Annotated in this window: 14 protein-coding genes; 6 read left to right on the top strand and 8 right to left on the bottom strand. The window is 42.0% G+C overall.

The genetic code is table 11. From position 1 onward, the window contains the following. Positions 1 to 3,865: 3,865 nt before the first annotated feature. The 3 genes from MJZ26_02610 to MJZ26_02600 are packed head-to-tail and all read right to left on the bottom strand — an operon-like array spanning position 3,866 to position 6,085. Positions 3,866 to 5,068, bottom strand: coding sequence for a hypothetical protein (locus MJZ26_02610; protein ID MCQ2104661.1), 1,203 nt, complete (start codon positions 5,066 to 5,068; stop codon positions 3,866 to 3,868). Positions 5,069 to 5,113: 45 nt separating this feature from the next. Next, positions 5,114 to 5,887: a fibrobacter succinogenes major paralogous domain-containing protein gene (locus MJZ26_02605; protein MCQ2104660.1), complete on the bottom strand. Its 774-nt coding sequence runs from the start codon at positions 5,885 to 5,887 to the stop codon at positions 5,114 to 5,116. Between the two features lie 18 nt (positions 5,888 to 5,905). Further along, a complete protein-coding gene (locus tag MJZ26_02600) occupies positions 5,906 to 6,085 on the bottom strand; it encodes a hypothetical protein (GenBank protein MCQ2104659.1) in 180 nt (59 codons plus the stop codon). 260 nt (positions 6,086 to 6,345) lie between these two features. On the opposite strand from MJZ26_02600, the gene MJZ26_02595 reads away from it, so the two are divergent. From MJZ26_02595 to MJZ26_02585, 3 genes are read left to right on the top strand one after another with little or no spacing between them, the layout of a single operon-like run. Next, positions 6,346 to 7,530, top strand: a complete 1,185-nt coding sequence (locus MJZ26_02595) for an AAA family ATPase (protein ID MCQ2104658.1) — start codon at positions 6,346 to 6,348, stop codon at positions 7,528 to 7,530. Between the two features lies 1 nt (position 7,531). After that, positions 7,532 to 8,578 carry a hypothetical protein gene (locus MJZ26_02590; protein ID MCQ2104657.1) on the top strand — a complete coding sequence of 349 codons (1,047 nt, stop codon included), beginning with the start codon at positions 7,532 to 7,534 and terminating at the stop codon, positions 8,576 to 8,578. A 7-nt stretch (positions 8,579 to 8,585) separates the two neighbouring features. After that, on the top strand, positions 8,586 to 10,808 hold the full coding sequence (locus MJZ26_02585; GenBank protein MCQ2104656.1) for a DUF262 domain-containing protein: 2,223 nt from the start codon (positions 8,586 to 8,588) through the stop codon (positions 10,806 to 10,808). A 362-nt stretch (positions 10,809 to 11,170) separates the two neighbouring features. Here MJZ26_02585 and MJZ26_02580 read toward each other — a convergent pair whose 3' ends face one another. From MJZ26_02580 to MJZ26_02570, 3 genes are all read right to left on the bottom strand, one after another. Then, positions 11,171 to 11,854 (bottom strand): DUF4276 family protein, encoded by a 684-nt coding sequence (locus MJZ26_02580; protein MCQ2104655.1) that lies wholly within the window; start codon positions 11,852 to 11,854, stop codon positions 11,171 to 11,173. Further along, positions 11,851 to 12,945 carry an AAA family ATPase gene (locus MJZ26_02575; protein ID MCQ2104654.1) on the bottom strand — a complete coding sequence of 365 codons (1,095 nt, stop codon included), beginning with the start codon at positions 12,943 to 12,945 and terminating at the stop codon, positions 11,851 to 11,853. Before MJZ26_02575 ends, MJZ26_02580 begins: the two co-directional genes overlap by 4 nt. Before the next feature lie 81 nt (positions 12,946 to 13,026). Next, a complete protein-coding gene (locus MJZ26_02570; protein MCQ2104653.1) occupies positions 13,027 to 13,359 on the bottom strand; it encodes a DUF3467 domain-containing protein in 333 nt (110 codons plus the stop codon). A 94-nt stretch (positions 13,360 to 13,453) separates the two neighbouring features. On the opposite strand from MJZ26_02570, the gene MJZ26_02565 reads away from it, so the two are divergent. Genes MJZ26_02565 through MJZ26_02555 form a run of 3 tightly spaced genes read left to right on the top strand, consistent with a single transcriptional unit; the run spans position 13,454 to position 17,228 of the window. Beyond that, positions 13,454 to 14,944 carry a carboxypeptidase-like regulatory domain-containing protein gene (locus MJZ26_02565; GenBank protein MCQ2104652.1) on the top strand — a complete coding sequence of 497 codons (1,491 nt, stop codon included), beginning with the start codon at positions 13,454 to 13,456 and terminating at the stop codon, positions 14,942 to 14,944. Between the two features lie 5 nt (positions 14,945 to 14,949). Beyond that, positions 14,950 to 15,744 carry an efflux RND transporter periplasmic adaptor subunit gene (locus tag MJZ26_02560; GenBank protein MCQ2104651.1) on the top strand — a complete coding sequence of 265 codons (795 nt, stop codon included), beginning with the start codon at positions 14,950 to 14,952 and terminating at the stop codon, positions 15,742 to 15,744. Further along, a complete protein-coding gene (locus MJZ26_02555) occupies positions 15,741 to 17,228 on the top strand; it encodes a TolC family protein (GenBank protein ID MCQ2104650.1) in 1,488 nt (495 codons plus the stop codon). Before MJZ26_02560 ends, MJZ26_02555 begins: the two co-directional genes overlap by 4 nt. A gap of 10 nt (positions 17,229 to 17,238) precedes the next feature. Here MJZ26_02555 and MJZ26_02550 read toward each other — a convergent pair whose 3' ends face one another. After that, positions 17,239 to 17,832 carry a hypothetical protein gene (locus tag MJZ26_02550; protein ID MCQ2104649.1) on the bottom strand — a complete coding sequence of 198 codons (594 nt, stop codon included), beginning with the start codon at positions 17,830 to 17,832 and terminating at the stop codon, positions 17,239 to 17,241. Then, complete coding sequence (locus tag MJZ26_02545) at positions 17,829 to 19,115, bottom strand: ATP-binding protein (GenBank protein MCQ2104648.1); 1,287 nt, start codon at positions 19,113 to 19,115, stop codon at positions 17,829 to 17,831. Before MJZ26_02545 ends, MJZ26_02550 begins: the two co-directional genes overlap by 4 nt. Positions 19,116 to 19,120 lie beyond the last annotated feature (5 nt).

Below are 19,120 nucleotides of genomic sequence, written 5' to 3'. Positions count from 1 at the left end.
ATAACTTTGGGCTCTATCCCCACTAACCACATTCAATAAGGGAACACTTTTATTAACATCTCCAAGCAAAGCCAACGAAAGTTCGAATGCTAGCGGCTTACCGATTATTTTCGCATCGAAAGACACAAAAGACCCATTCTTCAGTTGGGCATTGGATAAAGTCAATCCCGTTGTCGCAATAGAAAAACAGAATTTTGAGTGAATGGAACCATTCAGGTAGACTTCGGCATATCCACCAACATTAACCGAATCCATCAACGAGAAATTATTTATGGGAATAAGTTCAGATGTAAAGTCTCTGTTCCATTCCAAATCAAAATCTATACTATTTTCATTGAATGTAAAAGAAAGTGCCGCACCCAAGGTTTTCTTGACTCGTGCAACTAGTTCCTGCAAGGTTGTCGGTTGATTTTGGGAGATGTTACTGATGACATCATTTAATTTAGCAACCAAGCCTAAAAGTTCCGGTGCAGATTTACCAAACAATGGCAATTTTTGATTTAACATTCCCTCAATGGAATTTTGACTCAACTGACTTGCATCAACCCCATAGCCAAAAATATTTTCTAGTAGATTTGTTCTTATTGCAGTCGTGACCCGTTCCAACAGCATTGACATTGGAATAGAATCCATAAGCGAAGTAAATTCCCCATAATTTGGCAAGGCAATAAAATCAAAAGGCTGCGATTGATTAAATGCAGAGGATATGCTCCCTATAGTACGATTTCCGGCATTCAATCCATTTCCAAACAAAACACTCAAACCCGAATTTGAAGGAGTTTTTGTGAGCACCCAATCCTGACAATCAAAATAATCTTGATAGTTCTGATATCCTCCGCTAGTTTCTATTTTCGATACATCTTTAATAGTTTCACCCGTTGTCAAGTTTATTGTCTTAGTCGAACTTACGCCAATATTTCCTGCAACATCAAGGCCAACCAAACCAAGTGTTGCCGAAGCAAGCGTTCCATTTCCTGTTAAAGTTTCATTCACTGTTATATCAAATTTTGTAATTTCAATTTCTTTCTGTTTCGGAGCCTTAATTTCGATTTTAGATACGGGAGTCTCGTTCCAATCGCCAGCAATTCCCAACAATGTCGCGATAGAAAATCCATTCAAATTTGAGATTGACTTTATCTTTTTTCCACTTAATGAAATCGTGAGTCCATTAGTCAGTGCAGTCATCCCACTGACAGCATCACATTGAGAGCAGATTGCTTGTACTACATCGGAAAATTTAGCGTTTGGATTTTCAAGAACAGTTTTGAGATTTATATGTATTTCAGTATCATCATCCAATACAATCTCCATGCAGTCTGTTGAAGATTGTGGCGACGTAAAATTTAAACTATCAAGAGTTGACGAGACGCTAAAGCCGGAATCATTACAATAAAAAAGAATATTTCCCTTTCCAGACTCAACGATTATCCCTCTATTATCAGGAATTTTTTTGGAAATAACACGAGCGACATCTTCCGTAGAATAACAACCATCAAAGTCATTCGCATTAAAGCTACACGAAATAGGTGTACTGTTCATACCATTTAACGAAAATGTTATGTTGCCTTCACTTTTAGGCACAACAACAGGAAGAGTCGATGAAATCAACACATATTTTTTGTCACCATCTTCAGAAAAATTTTCCCAAGGATCCTCATTTGAATCAGCGCTAGACGAATTATATACGACAACAGTTTTGCCTCCAAAACTGATTGCCGAATAATCAACATAATCAGAACTTTTCATTAAGAAATCGTTAAGTGCGGCAGTCAAATTGCCACCTTTATCCGCATCTACTTTAATCTCATTACCATCTATTTCTACTGAATCTCCTTCAATTACATAAGCCTTGCAGAATTGTTGAGTACCGAAAAAACCAATTTCCCGACTATTGCCACTAAGGAAAGACATTGATGTGATTGGTTCATCCGAAAAAACGGCTAATTTTTGAAGATTTTCATCATACAGCACATCAAAATTATTGTCTATCACAGTATTTAACGCTGTATTAAATGCAGTAATTAGAGAAGTCTTATCGTTTACGGTGCTCGCTATTGTACACTCCGCCTCAGTCTTATTGCCTTCATTATCATATACCAACTTCATCTCTATCGGCTCAGAAATAACGAAGTATGTCGAAAACGCTTCTGTTTGCACAACATTAGCAATGCCATTTTTCACTTTGTCATTTAAGTTATTATTCAAAAGTTCATGAATGTTGTCATTCGGTCCGTAAGCGTTATTTTTGGACATTGGAATTTTTAATGTCAAGTTCATCGAAGAACCAACACTCAATGACAGCGTGTTTTTCGATATTTCACTTAAAGAATCCGATATCGTTCCCAAAAAGGAATCGCTCAAAGATGCTTTCGCCGTTTGTGATGTTTGCAGTCCCGTAAAGACAAGATTACAGAAATTATCGCCACCTTCTTTTGTAAAAGAAATGCCTATTACGTTGTTAAAATAACTTTCGTTCAAAAGTTCCTGTAAAGAACGCGGTGGAGTTTTTATAACTTTTTCAAATACCGTCGAAAGTCGTAAAAATGAGGACGCGTTCTGTTCAATCATTCCCTGGAAATTATTTTTCAGGATGTCGCTTTCGATATTTTGAAGCCATTTTGAGATGGCATTAAATTGATTAAGAATTTCTCCCATCTGCACATTTGCAAAATCAGGAACAAAGGTTTCTTCGTCATGAGCATTGCTACCGCTAGACCATTTCGGACCAACTGTTGATTTCCCTGCGTATTTCAAATGATTAGAGTCATCAACATAAAATCCATTCTGAATAGTCAGAAGAGAACTATCATTGACTTTAAAATCAAGGTCATACTCAAATTCAGTATCATAAGACGATGTATCACCATGAAGTGTACTTTTTCCCGTAATTTTCAAATCAGGGTTTGATACGTTGGAATCATCAATGGATTTAAGGCCAAGAATACCGATCTTAGCATCAATCTTAGATAAATCCTGGAAAAAGTCGAATTCGATTTCAACGCTGGTATTGCTATTAATAGATGTCTGAGAATTGCCATCAATCTCGAAAGACACCTCTGCAAAGCCCTTTACGTTGTCTTTTTCAAGCTTTTTAAAAGCAACATCGATTTGTGTCTTTTCAGCAATATCTGGAACAATATCTAAACTATCGTCAATGGAAACAGCTTGATTTATAGAAATGGAAACATTTATTTTTCCCGAATTATCCGTGAAACTCCAGTTGTTGTTTTCATTATCTTGGACAAGTCGAGCGCATAATGTTGAGGCATCTATCTGAAAGTTTGTCGTTACTTGATTGTAATGAGCTAGAGCAGCATTGTACGCATTCTGAGCACCATTAATTAAAGTTTGCAAAGTAATTCCCTGTTCGGTTTGACTGAATGCAGGGCTAATATTATTCGGATCTGGAAATAGGCTTTCATAAGCAGCCTTTGCCGTATTATAATTTTGTTCGGCAACAGTTAACGCCGCTTGTGCAGCATCTTTTGCATTCTCTGCATTTTCTTCGGCTTCTTCTTGAAGAGCTTCAACGGTATCCTTGACAAAGTCCTTTACGTCATCGACCTCATCAGAAAAATCAATTTCTCTGCTATCCAAGACGTCCGGCAAAGACACCCTGTTTGCAATACCTTCGCTATTATAAGCAATCAAGCCCTCGATGGATTCTTCTGTTGTGGCCGGTAAATTATATGTACTAATGTCAACATCATCAATTTCATTTTTCCAGTCCGTATCTGTCGGAGCTGCATCCATCATGAACCTATGCTCAAGTTGTTCAATGCGGTAATTATTCTGGTTATATTTTTTGCCATTCTTATTGTTGAACTTAGACATACTAACTCCGTTCTGTAAAAATGTTAATTACTCACTCTTGAGATAACCATGTTACATAGTCAAAAATATTATAATCCTTCACGCAGCGGACAGATACCGCATCCGTCTTAAGGATTCCATTTAACTTGCCGGTATTATCCTGAGATGTATAGACAGTAGGTCCATGAGCCCAGTTATAATCGCCTTGCCATGGATACCAAAAAGACGTAGACATTTCGTCTTGTTTATTTATTGGTGCAATTGGTGCAAAACCGTCCTTTGAACTCCATTTAGAAGCTGGTAACAAGGATACTCCATACCTGTTCTCTCGCCCGGGAACCCATATTTCTGATGTAATAACCGCAGCAAGAGATTGGGAAAATTTTGTTATTTGTCCCCATTCTCCAGCATTCATAATATGCCAGCCTTCATCACAGACGCCTTGATGATATACATACAATGCAGAATCCGAATTTCCAGAGAGTGGATATGTAAAATCACTAGGGCATTTATCCGAACCGACAGAAACACTATCACAAGCACTCGGGAATCCCATTGCATTGCTCCAAGTGTAGAGTCCGCCAAAGCCGTGCTCGCAATACCATGAATCATTGTTATAGCAGTATTTCGTTGAATCAGACTGATTTTTTCCGGCTTCAATCATCTTGCCATAATTCAGGTTTTCGGCAAAAAATGTGAAGGGAATAAACCCGTTGTTTATTTCTATCGTGCGATAGACCTTGCCATCGCGAGAATCCGTATGGGAGCCATACTCTACATTAGGGTTAAAAACCTTTGTGGTATCGAAATAACTACTACTTGAAGCCGCAGAACTGGAAGATCTTAAAATCCAAAAACCATCTGTACAATCCCACTTCAACTGAGTTCCTGACGAATCCTTTCTTATTCTTACCATTCCTTCAAATTCTTCAGAACATGTTTCTAAAGCATTGTCGTTTGATGAAGACGCATTCGATAAAGTAGTGTATTCAGAAGAACTACTTATTACCCTCCCCTTACTTGAAGAAGACGTGCCAGTTTCAGCATCATCCGATGATTCTACATTCTTCTCAGCAGAAGAATCAATCTTTTTAGCAGAACTACTTGATTCGTCGTCACAATCCTTACAGACTGACGATGAAGAATCAACGGAGGCATTTTCATCAGGTTCATTGCTTGAAGCGGAATCATCACAGCCCAAAAAACCAATCACGCTAAATACGACTATACAAAACAACATTTTTAAATTTTTCATAATTTAGAACCTTTTTTGAAATTTTAGTCTTTCAATCCCTAATTTTTAATTTTCCAAATCCTTTACGCAGCGGATAGAATATGCATTGAACTTTTGGGAAAGGATATCAATGGACACATCCTCCTTGTGAAACAACAATCTAATATCGTACGCTTTCTCTTTATTCGCTTCAGTAGAACTCCAAAAGCGAGCAGCACCGCCCTCCCCATCATATCTCCCATAGTCGCGCGCTTCACCAGCAGGCAAAACAGAAAAAGCATAGGCATCCGTTCCATTACCACTGGAACCATCTTTGTCTTTCCAACCGCTAGTGGACTTGAGGGCAATACCTCCGGTGGAAGCGCCGCCAACGGCATCGAACAGAGTCTTGAATTCGGTAGTATCCGGCAAATGCCAGCCTTCGGGGCATATGCCACGCACCGGGTATATTGGAGAACAAGTCACATCATAGCCACAACCCTTACCATTTGATGTCCATGTTCCCGCACCGTCCATCGCAGCAGCCCATTTGTACAGGCGACCATATTTGGAGCAATTGACCGCGTCATCATCCAAGCAATAGCTTTCTTCCGTCTCAAAGTTTAAGTTCTCAGCCATCCAGGTTTGCGTGCCAATAACAATGGTCTTATATGTTTGACCATCACGTGAATCGGTCAATGTTCCGTATTCGCAGTCCTTGCATGATGTCGCTGACACAATTGAACTAGATGAAGATGTTTTGGTTTGTCTGTCATCACTTGCCGACGAAGAATCGTCACAGCCCCAAAGGCCTATTCCGCCAAACACGGCTAAGAAAAGTAGTGTCTTGAACTTGTTCATCTTTTGGTACTCCTGTTATTAAACTTTTTTTGAAAGCAGAATCTCGATGGATAAGGCATCCACCATAAATCGCGGTTTCAACCGCGCAATCGAATAGGGGCTAGGCCCTTTTACTTTTACATCCGATTCATTCATAGGAACAAAATCTGTTCTTATTTTTAAGAAAAAGATAATAAAGAAAGCTATTTGACCAGCCACAAACACCCCAAAAGAGGGTAAAACGCCCCCATATTCACCCCACACCCCGCCCCGCAGTCCGACTTTTTTTGTATACCGCTGGAACGTGGGCGTATTATAACCGTATTCATTTCACAACCAGCGTGAAACACGTCACACCGGGATATTTTTCAAGGTTATGACATTAAAACAGGACAACTATTCTTAAAAGCATCTTTTTTTTTGAATTCAGCAATCATTATAGGTTATTTAAATCTAAATTATACACATTAGGTGATAATATGATAAAAAACATTCGTTTTAGCTACTATAAAATTTTCAAAAACGAACAGACGCTTTCATTAAAACCCGTCACAGTAATTTTTGGAAAAAACAACTCTGGCAAAAGCGCTATTCTCAAAATACCATCGATTTTACAATCAGCCATTAACTGCCAATCTGCTGAAGTATTCGACCCTACAAAAAACGGACTACACATCGAGGATATGAGAAGCCTTGTGTATGGTCGTGGTCATAGAGCTGTTTCATTCTTTTTTGAAGATAACAAAAAAAATTCTCTTGAATTTTCTTTTTTTTTCAACGAAGAAAATGGCCATTCGAAAATAGAACGCTGGACAGCTCAAAACAAAGACGACAAAATTGGACTTGAACCTGGTGAGGACGACGAACTTCATGATCTTGTAACAAAAAATCCCGTTCCAGGAGTGTATTTTAACGGAATTACGCCAAGTCATGACAAATACAAGCTGTTTGCTCAACAAATTATAAACACATTGCGCTTCAACATTGATTACATTGGAGCATTTCGTTGGCTTCCATACGCATTTTTACAATCAAACACATTTAAATCTTGTGAAGAAAATGATGGTCGCATCAACTACCAGTTTTTAATTGATGATTCAAAAACAGTTAATCAAGAACTTCTAAAAAATGTTTCAAAGTGGTATGAAAACAATTTCAATGGATGGAAAATAAAAGTAAATCGTGACAGAGATCCTGTTTACTCCATTGAAATTGAACAAGCAGACAAATTAAATATAAATATTACAGATGCTGGCGTAGGCATAGCCCAATCCCTTCCGATTGTTACGCGAGCAAGTCGTACATGCGAGGAACCGACCATTATTGTACTAGAAGAACCGGAAACACATTTGCATCCGGCAGCTCATGGAAACCTTGCAGAATTAATCGCCTTAAGCACAAAAAATGATTGCAACAAATCTTATCTTGTAGAAACCCACTCAATCAATTTTATTCTACGCTTAAGAAGATTAATTGCAGAAGGAAAACTTTCTGTTAATGACGTCGCTCTTTATTCTGTAGAATTTGATGAAAATGAGTGCTGTAGCAAACTTGCTTCAGTCGAAATAAATGAAGATGGATCAGTAAATTACTGGCCAGAAGGTGTTTTTGAAGAAACTTTGGCAGAATCGATAGCTATTTTTGAAGCACAAAATAAGGTATAAAATGCTTTGTAGGATTGATGATTCTTGTTTTGAAAGGGGGGCTATAGAAGAGTTGATAGGATTACTTTCTATCATATCTCTTAGTTCAGGAATAAACTCAATTCTCGTCAGACCGAAATCTTTGAAAACCGGATCGTTCAAATCTCTTCCCCAAAGTTTACAAAATATAATTAAGCAATCAATTAACGTTAACATGACATTACCCACATATCGCGGTGAAGTTATCGACGTTTGCATGAATGGTCATTCAGAAATCGTAAAAAAAGTTTTCAATATTCAAGAAGCTATAGATTATGTTACTTTGCCAATGTATGTCTATGTAGAGAACATTCAAAACGATGGTTATTTTCTTAATTGCATTATAAAGCATTTTGGAAGTACTCGAATAAAAAAAGCTTTAGAGAAGAATAAAATTCTTCCACAGCATCTAGGCGGGTGTGGTTCAACAAAAGCAATTTTTTCTAGAAAAGAACAAGATTTTAAAAACAAAATAAAATTCTTTAGATATTATGTTCTTTGGGACAGCGACAGGGAATTTTTCGGCGATGAAAACCATAAATACGATCGGGCAATATCTGACTTGAATAAGTGGAATATAAAATATCACATTCTTGAAAAGAGAGAAGCAGAAAATTATTTACCTGAAGATGCCATACAAGAAATATGTGGAGTACATAGCGATTGGTTCAATGCTTTTATGCATTTAACTGATATACAAAAGGATTTCTACGACATTCAATGTGGATTTAGAATAAGAAACAAGTTTCGTTCGTCATATACACCTGAACAGGATCCTGACAAAATGGTTGTTTGTACAGCATGTGATAGAAATTTCATGAAAGAGGAAATAAAAAAACTTTATTCTACTATAAGTGACTCTAATTGGAATTACTTGTCGAATGGATCTGGTATTGCAAATTTTAAAGAACGTTTGTCAAAACAATTTGAAGAATCATCTTATGTGCACAGACAATCATTGCAAAAACGAATGTCTCAAAATCCTAACGAACTAAGCGATATTGCTTCAGAACTTGAAAAAATTCTATAGAGGGAATATGTGCAAAAAACTTACTATTGACACAAAAATCAAAACAATAGGCTCGCTTATCACGGAAGTAAAACAAGGGCTAGTTTGCGTCCCCCCCTTCCAACGAGATTTTGTTTGGACTTGTGATAATATTAAGGATTTGTTTGACAGCATTAAAAAAAATTATCCCATAGGATCTCTTCTGCTATGGAAGCCTTCAGAAAAAATGAATTGGGAAGAATCTCGTAAAGTTGGACCATTCGAGCTACCCCAAAACAATGACCAAAAATGGTATGTTCTTGACGGATTTCAAAGACTTTCTTCAATGTTCGGTTGCTTGACAAACCCAGATAAATCAAGTTTTGCTTGTGATGAGCAAATGTATAAATCTTTGTTTAACTTATATTACGATTTAAAAAACGAAGAATTTTTCTACCCACGTAACGATGTAATGAAGCAACCGTATCAGGTCCCGCTTCACGTTTTATTGAGCAGCAGTGATTTTCGCCAATATTCTAGAACAAACATAGAGCCAAAGATTCCTAAAGACGAAATCGACAATCTTTTAGACCGAGCAGACTCCCTTGCAAGTCGTTTCATCGAATATAAAATCGCATGTATTGAAATTAATGATGCAAATATTGAAGAAGCTGTTGAAATCTTTTCTAGGCTAAATTCCAAAGGCGTAGACATTTCTTTTGACTGGATGGTCAATGCGTTGTCGTACAAAAAAAACAATTTTAAGTTTTCCGATGAAATTACAAAAACACAGCGCGATTTAAAAGAATTCGGATTTGAAAAAACATCAAGAAATGTTCTATTTCGTTGCATTCAAAGTTCTTTTGGCAAATTATATTTTGACCAAACAGACATTGAGCATTTAGCCCAACGAGATGATTTTGCAAAGACGACGAGAGAAACCATCCCCTTTATCAAAAAGGCGGTACAATTCCTTCACAACGAATTGCATGTAAACAAATACAAATACCTGCCTTATAACATGCAGTTAATTTTTATAATGGAATTCTTTAGAAAGATTTCAAACCCCTCAGAAAAACAAATTAATGATTTAAAAAATTGGTTTTGGAAAACTTCATACAGCAATTACTTTACTGTCAACTCATTAACTTATCAACGAAAAGCATACAATCAATTTATTGATTACGCTTGTGGAGCATCTTCTGAAATCTTCTATGACGATGGAGAAAAAAATCCATACACCACATATGCGTTTCCCAAAAAAATCTCACTCGGAGCAGTGCGTTCAAAAGCATTGATTTTATTTTTAAAAACAGACAATCCAAATTTACAAGACGAACAGTATTCAGACTATATAGAGAATCACAAAAATGAAATAATGTTGGCGGAAATGTCTTTTGTGGAATCTCTTGGCTTACGTTATTTTGAACGTAACAACTTGGTACACATGCCAAAAGAAAGCAATTCTTCACAACAAAATAAACTTCCTATTTTCGTAAACACGAATTCAGAAGACTCTATAATTTTAGACTACACACTAAACAATGGCAGTTTCATTATAGGAAACGGCAAAAAAGCATTCGATACACGATGGAGTGAATGTGGCGATGACAGTATTTATTGTTATCGAGACGGAGTCAAAAGCCTATTTTTCAATCCAGACATCGTAGATTTCCCTCAATATCAAAACATTCCTGAAGCATTTAATTTTACTTCAAGGTGCAAATCGCTAGTTGCAGGGAATGTCATTATCCTAGAGAATTCAAACGGATATTTTTGCGCAATAAAAATAATTAAAATCACGAATAATAAAAAAGATCTTAGCGAACGACATCATGTTGAATTCAGATATCACATTTACGATTCTGAAAAAGATAATATCGACAATATAATCAAATCAATAGATTCCGCAGCAAACTCTATTATTGAAAAATTAGCAACACCATATTATAGAAAAGAGTCTTTTCTTCTAGAAAAGAAAATTCGCTTTTTAGAAGAACAACTTGCATACCACAGTAAAGAATTTGATGCTGTATACGCAAAAATAATCAATTCTGTATTGGACCATATGGCCTACTTCATCCAAAAAGCTAACATTGCAAATGCACTTGCCGAACAAAATCTCAAATTGCAAAACAACTCATTAGATGAAGCTATCGCAAAGAAACAGTTCGCATTAAAGCTAACTAATGAAAATGAATTATCCAAAATTATTAACGAATGCATACAGCACCGAAACGAATGGGAAAAGATAAAAAGTCTTAAATCTTAATTATTTCCGCCCAAACCACACCCTAACCGACAGTCCATGACCGCACAGAACCAGGAAAAGCCGCAGTTCGACCAGGGCGCCATCATCAAGGCGCTGCCGAACGCTGGGCGCACCCCTTCGACGACGAGGAGTCCGCCCAGATCCACCTGGTAGCAACGCTCACTAGCGCAAGGATAGACGAACTCTACCGCAAGAGCGGCTGGTTCGGCAAAAGGTTCGCCCGTGCCACGCGGGAGGGGTTAGCCAAGCTGCTGGGCCACGAACACACTTGGGGAAAAAAAACAGTCAGACAGACTGGGCTTTTGTTGGTATGAAGAAAACCTCCCGCAGGGTGAACTAACCTTTTGGGGGAATGATATCACTCACGCATCCCTAAAAACATTTTCCAGTTTTCCAACCCATTCACAAAAATGCTTACATGATTGCTTAAGCAAATCTACGCCAATAAGTTCCAAAGTGTCCACACCTGCAACAACTTTGTCATATTCTGGAATTTCCTTGAGAATCCTCTTGGAAGGTGCAGTTTCGGGTCCGTTGTTTATCAATTCTGGGTTGCCAAATTCTTGAGCAATCTCTACGAGATTACTGATGGAGTCCTCTTTATCGATATAGGTAAAATCCAATGCTTGCGGGTCAACAAAAATCAAGGATTCAAATTCATGAAGCTGGATATATGGAATAAAGCGCCAATCTCCAATATCTGTTGCAAAAGCTTCTTCTAGGATCTTGACTTTTTCATACACGTCATTTTTCTGATTAGCTTCGTTAAATCCAGGAAAATCTACGGGCAAGGCATAATAATCAAACATTGTAGAAAAACGAACATCGCTGCCGGGACATTCCTTCAGCCATTTCTGCAAATCGTTTTTCACCTTGACATAAGAAGAAATTCCTCCCCGATGAATTTTTCCTTTTCGGCGGTCTATGCTAGTGGTTACGCACCGTGAGAAAATCATTCTGTTCCGCGGATCAAGATACCGTCCCAACATTTTCTCTACAAAATTTTTCTCAGAATATCCTTCCGCTAGCACATTCAGCATTCTCATGGCTGTCCCCCAAGCACATTCTTCGCCCAAAGTTCCGAAAGAGAGTATTCATCAAGCCATTCCCTAAGAGCGCTTGTATCCAATTTTTTTATGACGGAAGTTTTCTTTGCTTCATCACGATCGATAATTGCGATTTGTTCTGCAGAAAATTCATCCACAAGGTTTGTTGACTGGGTCGAAATAATTACTTGAGCATTACGTGACGCCATCTTTATCATGGACGAAAGCACATATACAGCCTGTGGGTGTAGGCCAAGTTCTGGTTCATCCAAAACAATCACCTTGGGTTGATTTTGAGGAGGCTGCAACAGCAACGTTGCAAGGGCCATAAATCTAAGCGAGCCATCAGACAACTGATGCGGACCAAACAGATAATCAGCATTATCGGAGCTAATCCAGTTTAGACGGACTCTTTTTCCGTCAATTAAATCAATGCTGAAATCCTTGAATTGCGGCATCGCTTTTTGGATATACTTTACGATACGTTCATAGTATCTCGGTTCCGTATTTTTCATTTTGTACAAAAATGCAGCGAGGTTTCCAGCATCATTGCGCAAATATGCGGAATCATCAACATAGCAAGATTGCTTTATCCTTGCCGTGTCAGACGTGTCATGAAACTGGTACACGCGTACATTCTGAAGTAGTCTCTTCACAAACGCACTTGTATCATCATTTTCCCGAGCCAGGGCAAACTCAAAATCCCCGTCCAATTGTCTTTCAAAGGGCTTTTCACAATCTTTTTTTGTATAACAGAACGATTCCGAGCTCACATAAAGTCTTTCTGGTTTGGCATAAGAAAGTGAAACCTTGTATTCATCAACAGCCTTGTCGTCCAAAAAACGAAATGAGAAGCTCATGTCCTGAGTGTTCTGAGAACCAAAGTGCAGCAATGAATTTACATCATTCTTCTTGATGTAGTCTTGCAAAGCATTTGTCATCCCATGAGCAATCAAGTTAAAGAAGGAAATCAAGTTACTCTTTCCTGCACCATTTGCACCTAGGAGAACTGTAACATCACTCAACTCAAGTTCATGCAAATCTTGATTATACGACTTAAAACCACGGACCGTTATCTTGCTTAATTTCATATACAAAGCCCTTTCAGTATTTGTCCAAACTTTGCCAAATCTTCAACGCCTTACCTCAAGGCTTGGTCTAAATAGCCCCACTTACTTCGCAGGTTTCTGGTTTGCCGCGGGAGCTGTCGGGGCCGGGCTTGCAGCCGGGGCAGTCAAGCCGAGGTCAATCTTGCCGTACTTGTTTTCGTAGGCGCGCACGGTAGCACTGAGCATGATAGCGAGGCGCTTTGCGGTGTAGGGGTTCATCACGATGCGGTCAGAGATTGCGACATCGACCTTTTCCTGGTTCATCTGCCAGGCTTGATTTACACCGAGGATCATCATCACTTCTTCTCGACCGGCAACTACGTTCGTTGCGTTCACGTAAGTGGTGCGCATGTCCTTGTCATTCCATTCTACTGTGGGCTGTTTATTTTCGGCCATATCAAGTTCCTTTGTTTTTTTAGTTTAATTCCTTATAGATATTTAGCAAAATATAACCTATTTACTAAATTTTTTTGTCTAAACAAGGGGATTTATGAACCTGTCAAAGACCAACTCCGTTTTTTCATTGCTGATTGCCGCCATGGCTTTTGTTACGGGCTGTTCCGTTTCCGATTCCGAAGGCGACGACTACTCCAAGTGGACCTTTTCCGGTAGCGTGGTAAATGGCTCCACAGGGATCGGTCTCGACGGGGCTACAATCGAATACGTCGATGATTCCGGTAAACAAAAGACCTCGACTACCGACAAGTCTGGCGCATTTTTCATAGACGGTCTGCCATACGGCCAGCGGACATTCACTTTCAGCCATTATGACGTTGATGATGGCGATACGCTGTTCTATGCGCCGAAGGTTGTAACGGTTTCTTCTACGGGCGAATCCAGCTATATGGAGGGTGTGGTTGCAAGCAGTTCCCGTGTAATCAGGCTTTCGCCGCTTAACGCAGGCGTTTCTGGCGAACTGTTTATCCAGGAAGAGGCGACTGGCGTAAAGTCCCCGGCAGCAAAGGTGCAGCTCAGAATCGTCCATCAGGACACAAGCTTCATCAACATCGCTCCAGAGACGTTCCTTGCGACGACAGACTCCCTAGGGGCCTTCTCGTTCAAGGGGCTTCCTGCAGATTCTGGACTTACGCTTACGGCAGAATCCTTCGTTTACAAGGGCAAGACCTACCGCTTTGCAAACAAGGTCCTGCCAAGACTTCGTTCAGACGCTGTTTACGACCTTGGTAGAACGTTCCTCGCCCGTGACACCCTCATGGAAAGTGCTCCAGTCATCATCGCATCCAACGTGATGGATAAAAACCGCATGGGTTACAGCAACGTTTCGCCGCTTACCACGCCCTACTATGTTTTCAGCGAAGCCCTGAGTAAGGAAAATCTCTCAGTTAGTATCGCAAGCGATTCTACCGTAATGCTCACCCCGGAAGTCAAGGGCGATACGCTCTACCTTCGTCACGCGGTTCCCTTCGAGGCAGAAAAGGGATATTCCGTAAGCATCGTGGGTTATACAAAGTCGGGCGAAAGGCTTACCGAAAATCTATCCGGCGATGCGGCATTTACGACCGGTCGCGGAATGTACGTGGTCACCAGCAACGCCTGGGCATCCAACAGCAGTTACCGCGCCACGTTCTCCGTAAACGATACACTGTGGATTAAATTCTCCGACACTCTCGCAACAGACAGGAGCGGAGTGCAATGGAGCAAGACTCCAAAGACAAAGAAGACTGTCTATGCAGGGAATGAATCGCCGAATGCGGACGCATGGACAAAGGTGGATACGCTGTTCGTCAAGATGTTCGAGACCTTCGACGACTCCCTTGTTGCCGGCGATACCATCGGCATGAACCTTACGGTACACGCAAGGAACGGCCTCTACATGCAAGGGCTAACCATCCTCACTGAACTGACCAAGGCTCCGGAATCCAGTTCTTCCGAGGCTTCTAGTTCATCTGTAACATCCAGTTCCTCTGCGGAAGCAAGTTCTTCCAGCGTCGCCAGTTCTTCTAGCAAGGCTGAGGAATAGCCTGTATGGTCAGGAAATTCGTATTGATCCTTGGGCTTGCCATGGGAGCATTTGCCCAGGGTACTTTCGATGGCATTACAGAACCCATAAACCAGGCTCGCATCGGCTTCACCGTATCGGGCAAGATTGAACGCATCTGGGTGAAGGAAGGTTCCTTTGTGCACAAGGGCGATACGCTGATAAGCCTGGAGAACAACGAGGAGCAGCTGCGGGTTCGCATTACGGCGATGGCAGAGAAGGACTCCTCGGCTCTGCATTCGGCAAAGGCAAAGCTGGAGACTTACAAGAAGGACCTTGATGCAACCAAGAACCTCTTTGAGAACAGCAACTCCGTGAGCGCTGAACAGGTCTGGGAAAAGCAGATGAACTACGACGTGGCCTCAGCCGAATACTCCGCCGCAGCAAACGATAAGGAACGTGCGAAACTGGAACATGACCTGGCCAAGGTAGAGCTGTCTAAAAGGTTCCTTATAGCCCCATTTGACGGCGAGGTGGCAACGATCTCCAAGAACAACGGCGAAAGCGTCGAGGCGCTGGAGCCAATCCTGGAAATCGCGGATGTACGCACCTGCCGCATGGTCGCCTACATAATCGCAGACAAGGCTGGCAAGCTGAAAGTCGGACAGAAGGTGAGCCTTACCCTGGACGGTCGCAAGCAGAGCAGAAGCAAGAAGGGTAAAATCGAGTTCGTCTCGCCTGTGGTTGACAAGGCCAGCATGCTTCGCACCATAAAGATCGTCTTTGACAATGCTGACAAGGCAATCGAACCAGGTGTCACGGGGAAAGTCATCCTGAAATGAAATTCCGCGCGATATACACCGTCATTTTGCTCGCCACGGCATTCGCCTTTGCCGAGGGTGACTCGCTGTTCCTTGATTTTGAGACGGCGCTGCAGACGGCGCTTGCAAACAATGCCGACGTAAACGAAGCCAAGTTTGCCTGGCTGTCGGAATCGGAGTCGGCATCCAGCGCCCTGGGCAAGTTCGAGCCAAGACTTGTCGGTCGAGCCTTCAAGGAAACCGCAGAAAGACCAGGTGCACTATTCACGGAAACAAAGGAAGAATACAAGATCGGTGTACAGGGGGCACTCCCTACAGGCACCGAGTACAACGTGGGCTTTAACCAGGCCGCATATACACACAGCGACTACACGTCGGAGCTTTACTTTGGCGGGGAATTACGCCAGCACTTGCTCAAGGACGGCCCTTTATTTTTGTCGCCGATGAACGAACTGGAACAAGGAAGGTTGCGGAAGGAAATCGCATACCAGAAGTTCCGTGATGCGTTGAATGAAATTCTTGAAAAATTCTGTGATGCCTACTGGAACTATTACTACGCGGACCGTTTTTTGGCTTCGGCCACGGAATCTGCGAAGGTCGCTCGCGACATTCTGGAAGATGCCGGAAAAAGATTGCAGCTGGGATTGCTTTCAGCCATGGACTACAGCAAGGCTGAGGCAGAATACTCCGACAGGGAGTCCGCAAGGCTCGACGCCCTTGACAAGTTGCGAAGCGCAAGGCTCGCGTTGTTGCTTGTTCTTTCTTCCGGAGAATACATGCACGACACACGCCCTATCGCTATGGCGCCCGGGATGGAGCCTGAACCGGCCACGGAACAGGATTCCGTGACATTCCTTGATTCCATGTCGCTCATGCACCCGGCATACCTTTCACAGGGAGCGGAACTCATGCTCCGAGAATCGGAACTTTCTGCACGAAAGGCTGACTGGCTTCCGACCGTTGACCTTGTGGGCAATTATGGCATAAGAAGCAGGAACAAGAACGCACGGGAAGCCGTGAGGAACTTCAAGACCGAGGAAAAGCGACAGACAGTACTTGCGGGCGGAATTGAAATCAACGTTCCCCTGTTTGGTGGAGTTGCCGAACGCCATAGAATTTCGGCACAGAAATACAGCGTTAGGGCGGCACGTTCAAGGCTCACCCTGTTGCAGGCTCAGATATTCGAGGAATACCGCATTTTGCAGAACAGGGCAAAGGAAATCCGCGAACAGTGGCGTTACGGCCAGATCGCCGTGGAATACCACAAGAAGGAACTGGAAGAGGAATTCAAGAAGCTAGCCCTGGGCAAGAGCAACTATCGCGAAATTTTCGAGATGGAAGAAGACCTTCGCGAGGCGGAACGCAGGCAGCTCGAAAATATGAGGGCATTGCGGATCATCGACGTAAGGCTGCAACGGGCCACTGGCAAGCTGCTGCTCCAGAATGGGCTGGAATCTTGGACTGGCGGCAAACTCGTTTTAAGAGAGGACTTGACCGCGGAATAGGAATAGCAGTCTAAAGGCCCTGGCGTACAACTTCCTGATAGATGAACGGTGCGTCTTCCTTCAAGTCTGCAATAGAAACTATACCACGAGCATATTTTTCAAAGCATCTTTTACGCATTTCCCTACAGTCGCTTCCGTCAAGCTTCAGGGCATCGATCGTGTCTTGACACTTTTTTCTGTAGGCAACGTCGAAAGCCGGGTTCGGGTAAATCGAACCATCTCCAAAATTGATGAAGAACGAATCCGGTTTCATGTTCGGGTCGCAAGGGTCCAGCGGGGGAATCGAGGTTCGCTTTTTACGGTTTTCGCCAAGGCAGCAAAGGCGGTAGTTGTTCCATTCATAGGCCAATTTTGCACCGTTTACGGGGTCGGACTTGGGAACGAAATGGTCCACCGATTCTGCACCAGTCGCGGGTTCTATGTAGATGGCGAGATAGGCACAAAAATGTCCATACAGACTGGCAAGATCTTTCAGGCAGTATTTCCAGAAATTTTTGTACCTGCTGGGCTTTACCCCTGGATTCGATAGAAGCCAGGCATTGCCCGGTTTACGCACAGTCGTATCAAAATCGGCAGGTTCAATCTGCAACTTCACAGGAATCATTCTATAAAGCCCTTCTTCTTGCAGATTCTCCGAATAACGAACAGGTCATCATCCAAGGGAGAAAGACGTGCCGACAGTTTAACGTAAAGTTCACGGACGTATTCTGGAGAACAACCGGAATCTTCGCGCAAAGCATTGTTCATTTCTTTCAACAGGGCTTCTGATTCAGGTGAACGGGAAGATTCCAAGTCAAACGCCTCGCTGGTAAGCCAAGAGTCTGAAGCGCCCTTTTTAACAAATGGACGTTCTGAAAATTCAATGACTCCGCCTTCAATAGAATCCAAATCGAACCACTTGTCGCGGGAAGAATCAAAAACATCCTCAAGGGCAGTCATGACCAGTGGAGAATGCGTCGATGCGATAACCTGCACTTCGGCTCCAGAACCATACATATTCTCAATGGCTCCAAGAATGGAGTTGAGAACCTTCTTTTGCCAGCGTGGATGCAGGTGTGCCTCCACCTCGTCCATAAGGAATGTCACCTGCGAAGTAGTCGTTACGCCTCTAAGTTCACTGGCCTTGCGATGCTCACTGTAAGCCCATGCAAGGCAATAGGCTAAAGCAAGAATGCGACGGATACCGGCAGAAGCATGAAGTACAGGAACATCGCCATACGGCATTGAAACCGTAGGAATGTCACGAACATCATCAACAGAAAGTCGCGTTGGTGCAGATAGTCTCAGTTTGAAATCAGGCGGAGACATACTCTCAAGCAATTTTTCGAGAATTTCAAGTTCCATCCCTTTCTGGTTCTGCCACTTGAGAATATCTGCAAGCAGCCCATTGCAGATGGACTTGTCACCATCTTTTTGTCCGTACCAGATTTCACGGGAGGAAAAGACAAATGCAGGTCTGCGTTCTTGGATATCTGCAGAGGCTCCCTTTTTCCAGTAGTTCCTAGCAGGATCCCACACACAAAAGCTTCCATCAGCCAAGGCGTAAATGACAAGCCCCGCGTTGTAAGGCCTGCCAACCTGCCCTATCCACCCCTGTTCCTCACGGTCAAAACTAGCCGTGTATTTCACGACATTCCCCGATTCGGTTGTCAAAGCAAAGCGAATTGAGGATTCAAAGGTGGGATTTTGCGGTCTGCCGATAAGTCCAGAAAACAGATTCTGGTTTATTTCTGCAGGCCATTTGCGAGTCATGGCATACCAGACCGTGTCCAGGAAGAAAGTCTTGCCAAGGCCGTTATCCCCGGTCAAAACATTCAAGCGCTTGGAGAAGCCGACGGATAGTCTTGCAATTGGTCCGACATTTTCTGTATCAAGAGAATTCAGCATTTATA

Origin of the sequence: Fibrobacter sp. (assembly GCA_024398965.1) — a bacterium.
Taxonomy (GTDB): domain Bacteria; phylum Fibrobacterota; class Fibrobacteria; order Fibrobacterales; family Fibrobacteraceae; genus Fibrobacter.
Note: the sequence above shows the minus strand (reverse complement) of the source record. Positions and strands in the feature narration are given on the sequence as shown.

Excerpts from the sequence above, each read along its gene's own strand:
- MJZ26_02610 (MCQ2104661.1), bottom strand. The coding sequence starts at position 5,068 with ATGAAAAATTTAAAAATGTTGTTTTGTATAGTCGTATTTAGCGTGATT.
- MJZ26_02605 (MCQ2104660.1), bottom strand. The coding sequence starts at position 5,887 with ATGAACAAGTTCAAGACACTACTTTTCTTAGCCGTGTTTGGCGGAATA.
- MJZ26_02595 (MCQ2104658.1), top strand. The coding sequence starts at position 6,346 with ATGATAAAAAACATTCGTTTTAGCTACTATAAAATTTTCAAAAACGAA.
- MJZ26_02590 (MCQ2104657.1), top strand. The coding sequence starts at position 7,532 with ATGCTTTGTAGGATTGATGATTCTTGTTTTGAAAGGGGGGCTATAGAA.
- MJZ26_02585 (MCQ2104656.1), top strand. The coding sequence starts at position 8,586 with ATGTGCAAAAAACTTACTATTGACACAAAAATCAAAACAATAGGCTCG.
- MJZ26_02580 (MCQ2104655.1), bottom strand. The coding sequence starts at position 11,854 with ATGAGAATGCTGAATGTGCTAGCGGAAGGATATTCTGAGAAAAATTTT.
- MJZ26_02575 (MCQ2104654.1), bottom strand. The coding sequence starts at position 12,945 with ATGAAATTAAGCAAGATAACGGTCCGTGGTTTTAAGTCGTATAATCAA.
- MJZ26_02570 (MCQ2104653.1), bottom strand. The coding sequence starts at position 13,359 with ATGGCCGAAAATAAACAGCCCACAGTAGAATGGAATGACAAGGACATG.
- MJZ26_02565 (MCQ2104652.1), top strand. The coding sequence starts at position 13,454 with ATGAACCTGTCAAAGACCAACTCCGTTTTTTCATTGCTGATTGCCGCC.
- MJZ26_02560 (MCQ2104651.1), top strand. The coding sequence starts at position 14,950 with ATGGTCAGGAAATTCGTATTGATCCTTGGGCTTGCCATGGGAGCATTT.
- MJZ26_02555 (MCQ2104650.1), top strand. The coding sequence starts at position 15,741 with ATGAAATTCCGCGCGATATACACCGTCATTTTGCTCGCCACGGCATTC.
- MJZ26_02550 (MCQ2104649.1), bottom strand. The coding sequence starts at position 17,832 with ATGATTCCTGTGAAGTTGCAGATTGAACCTGCCGATTTTGATACGACT.
- MJZ26_02545 (MCQ2104648.1), bottom strand. The coding sequence starts at position 19,115 with ATGCTGAATTCTCTTGATACAGAAAATGTCGGACCAATTGCAAGACTA.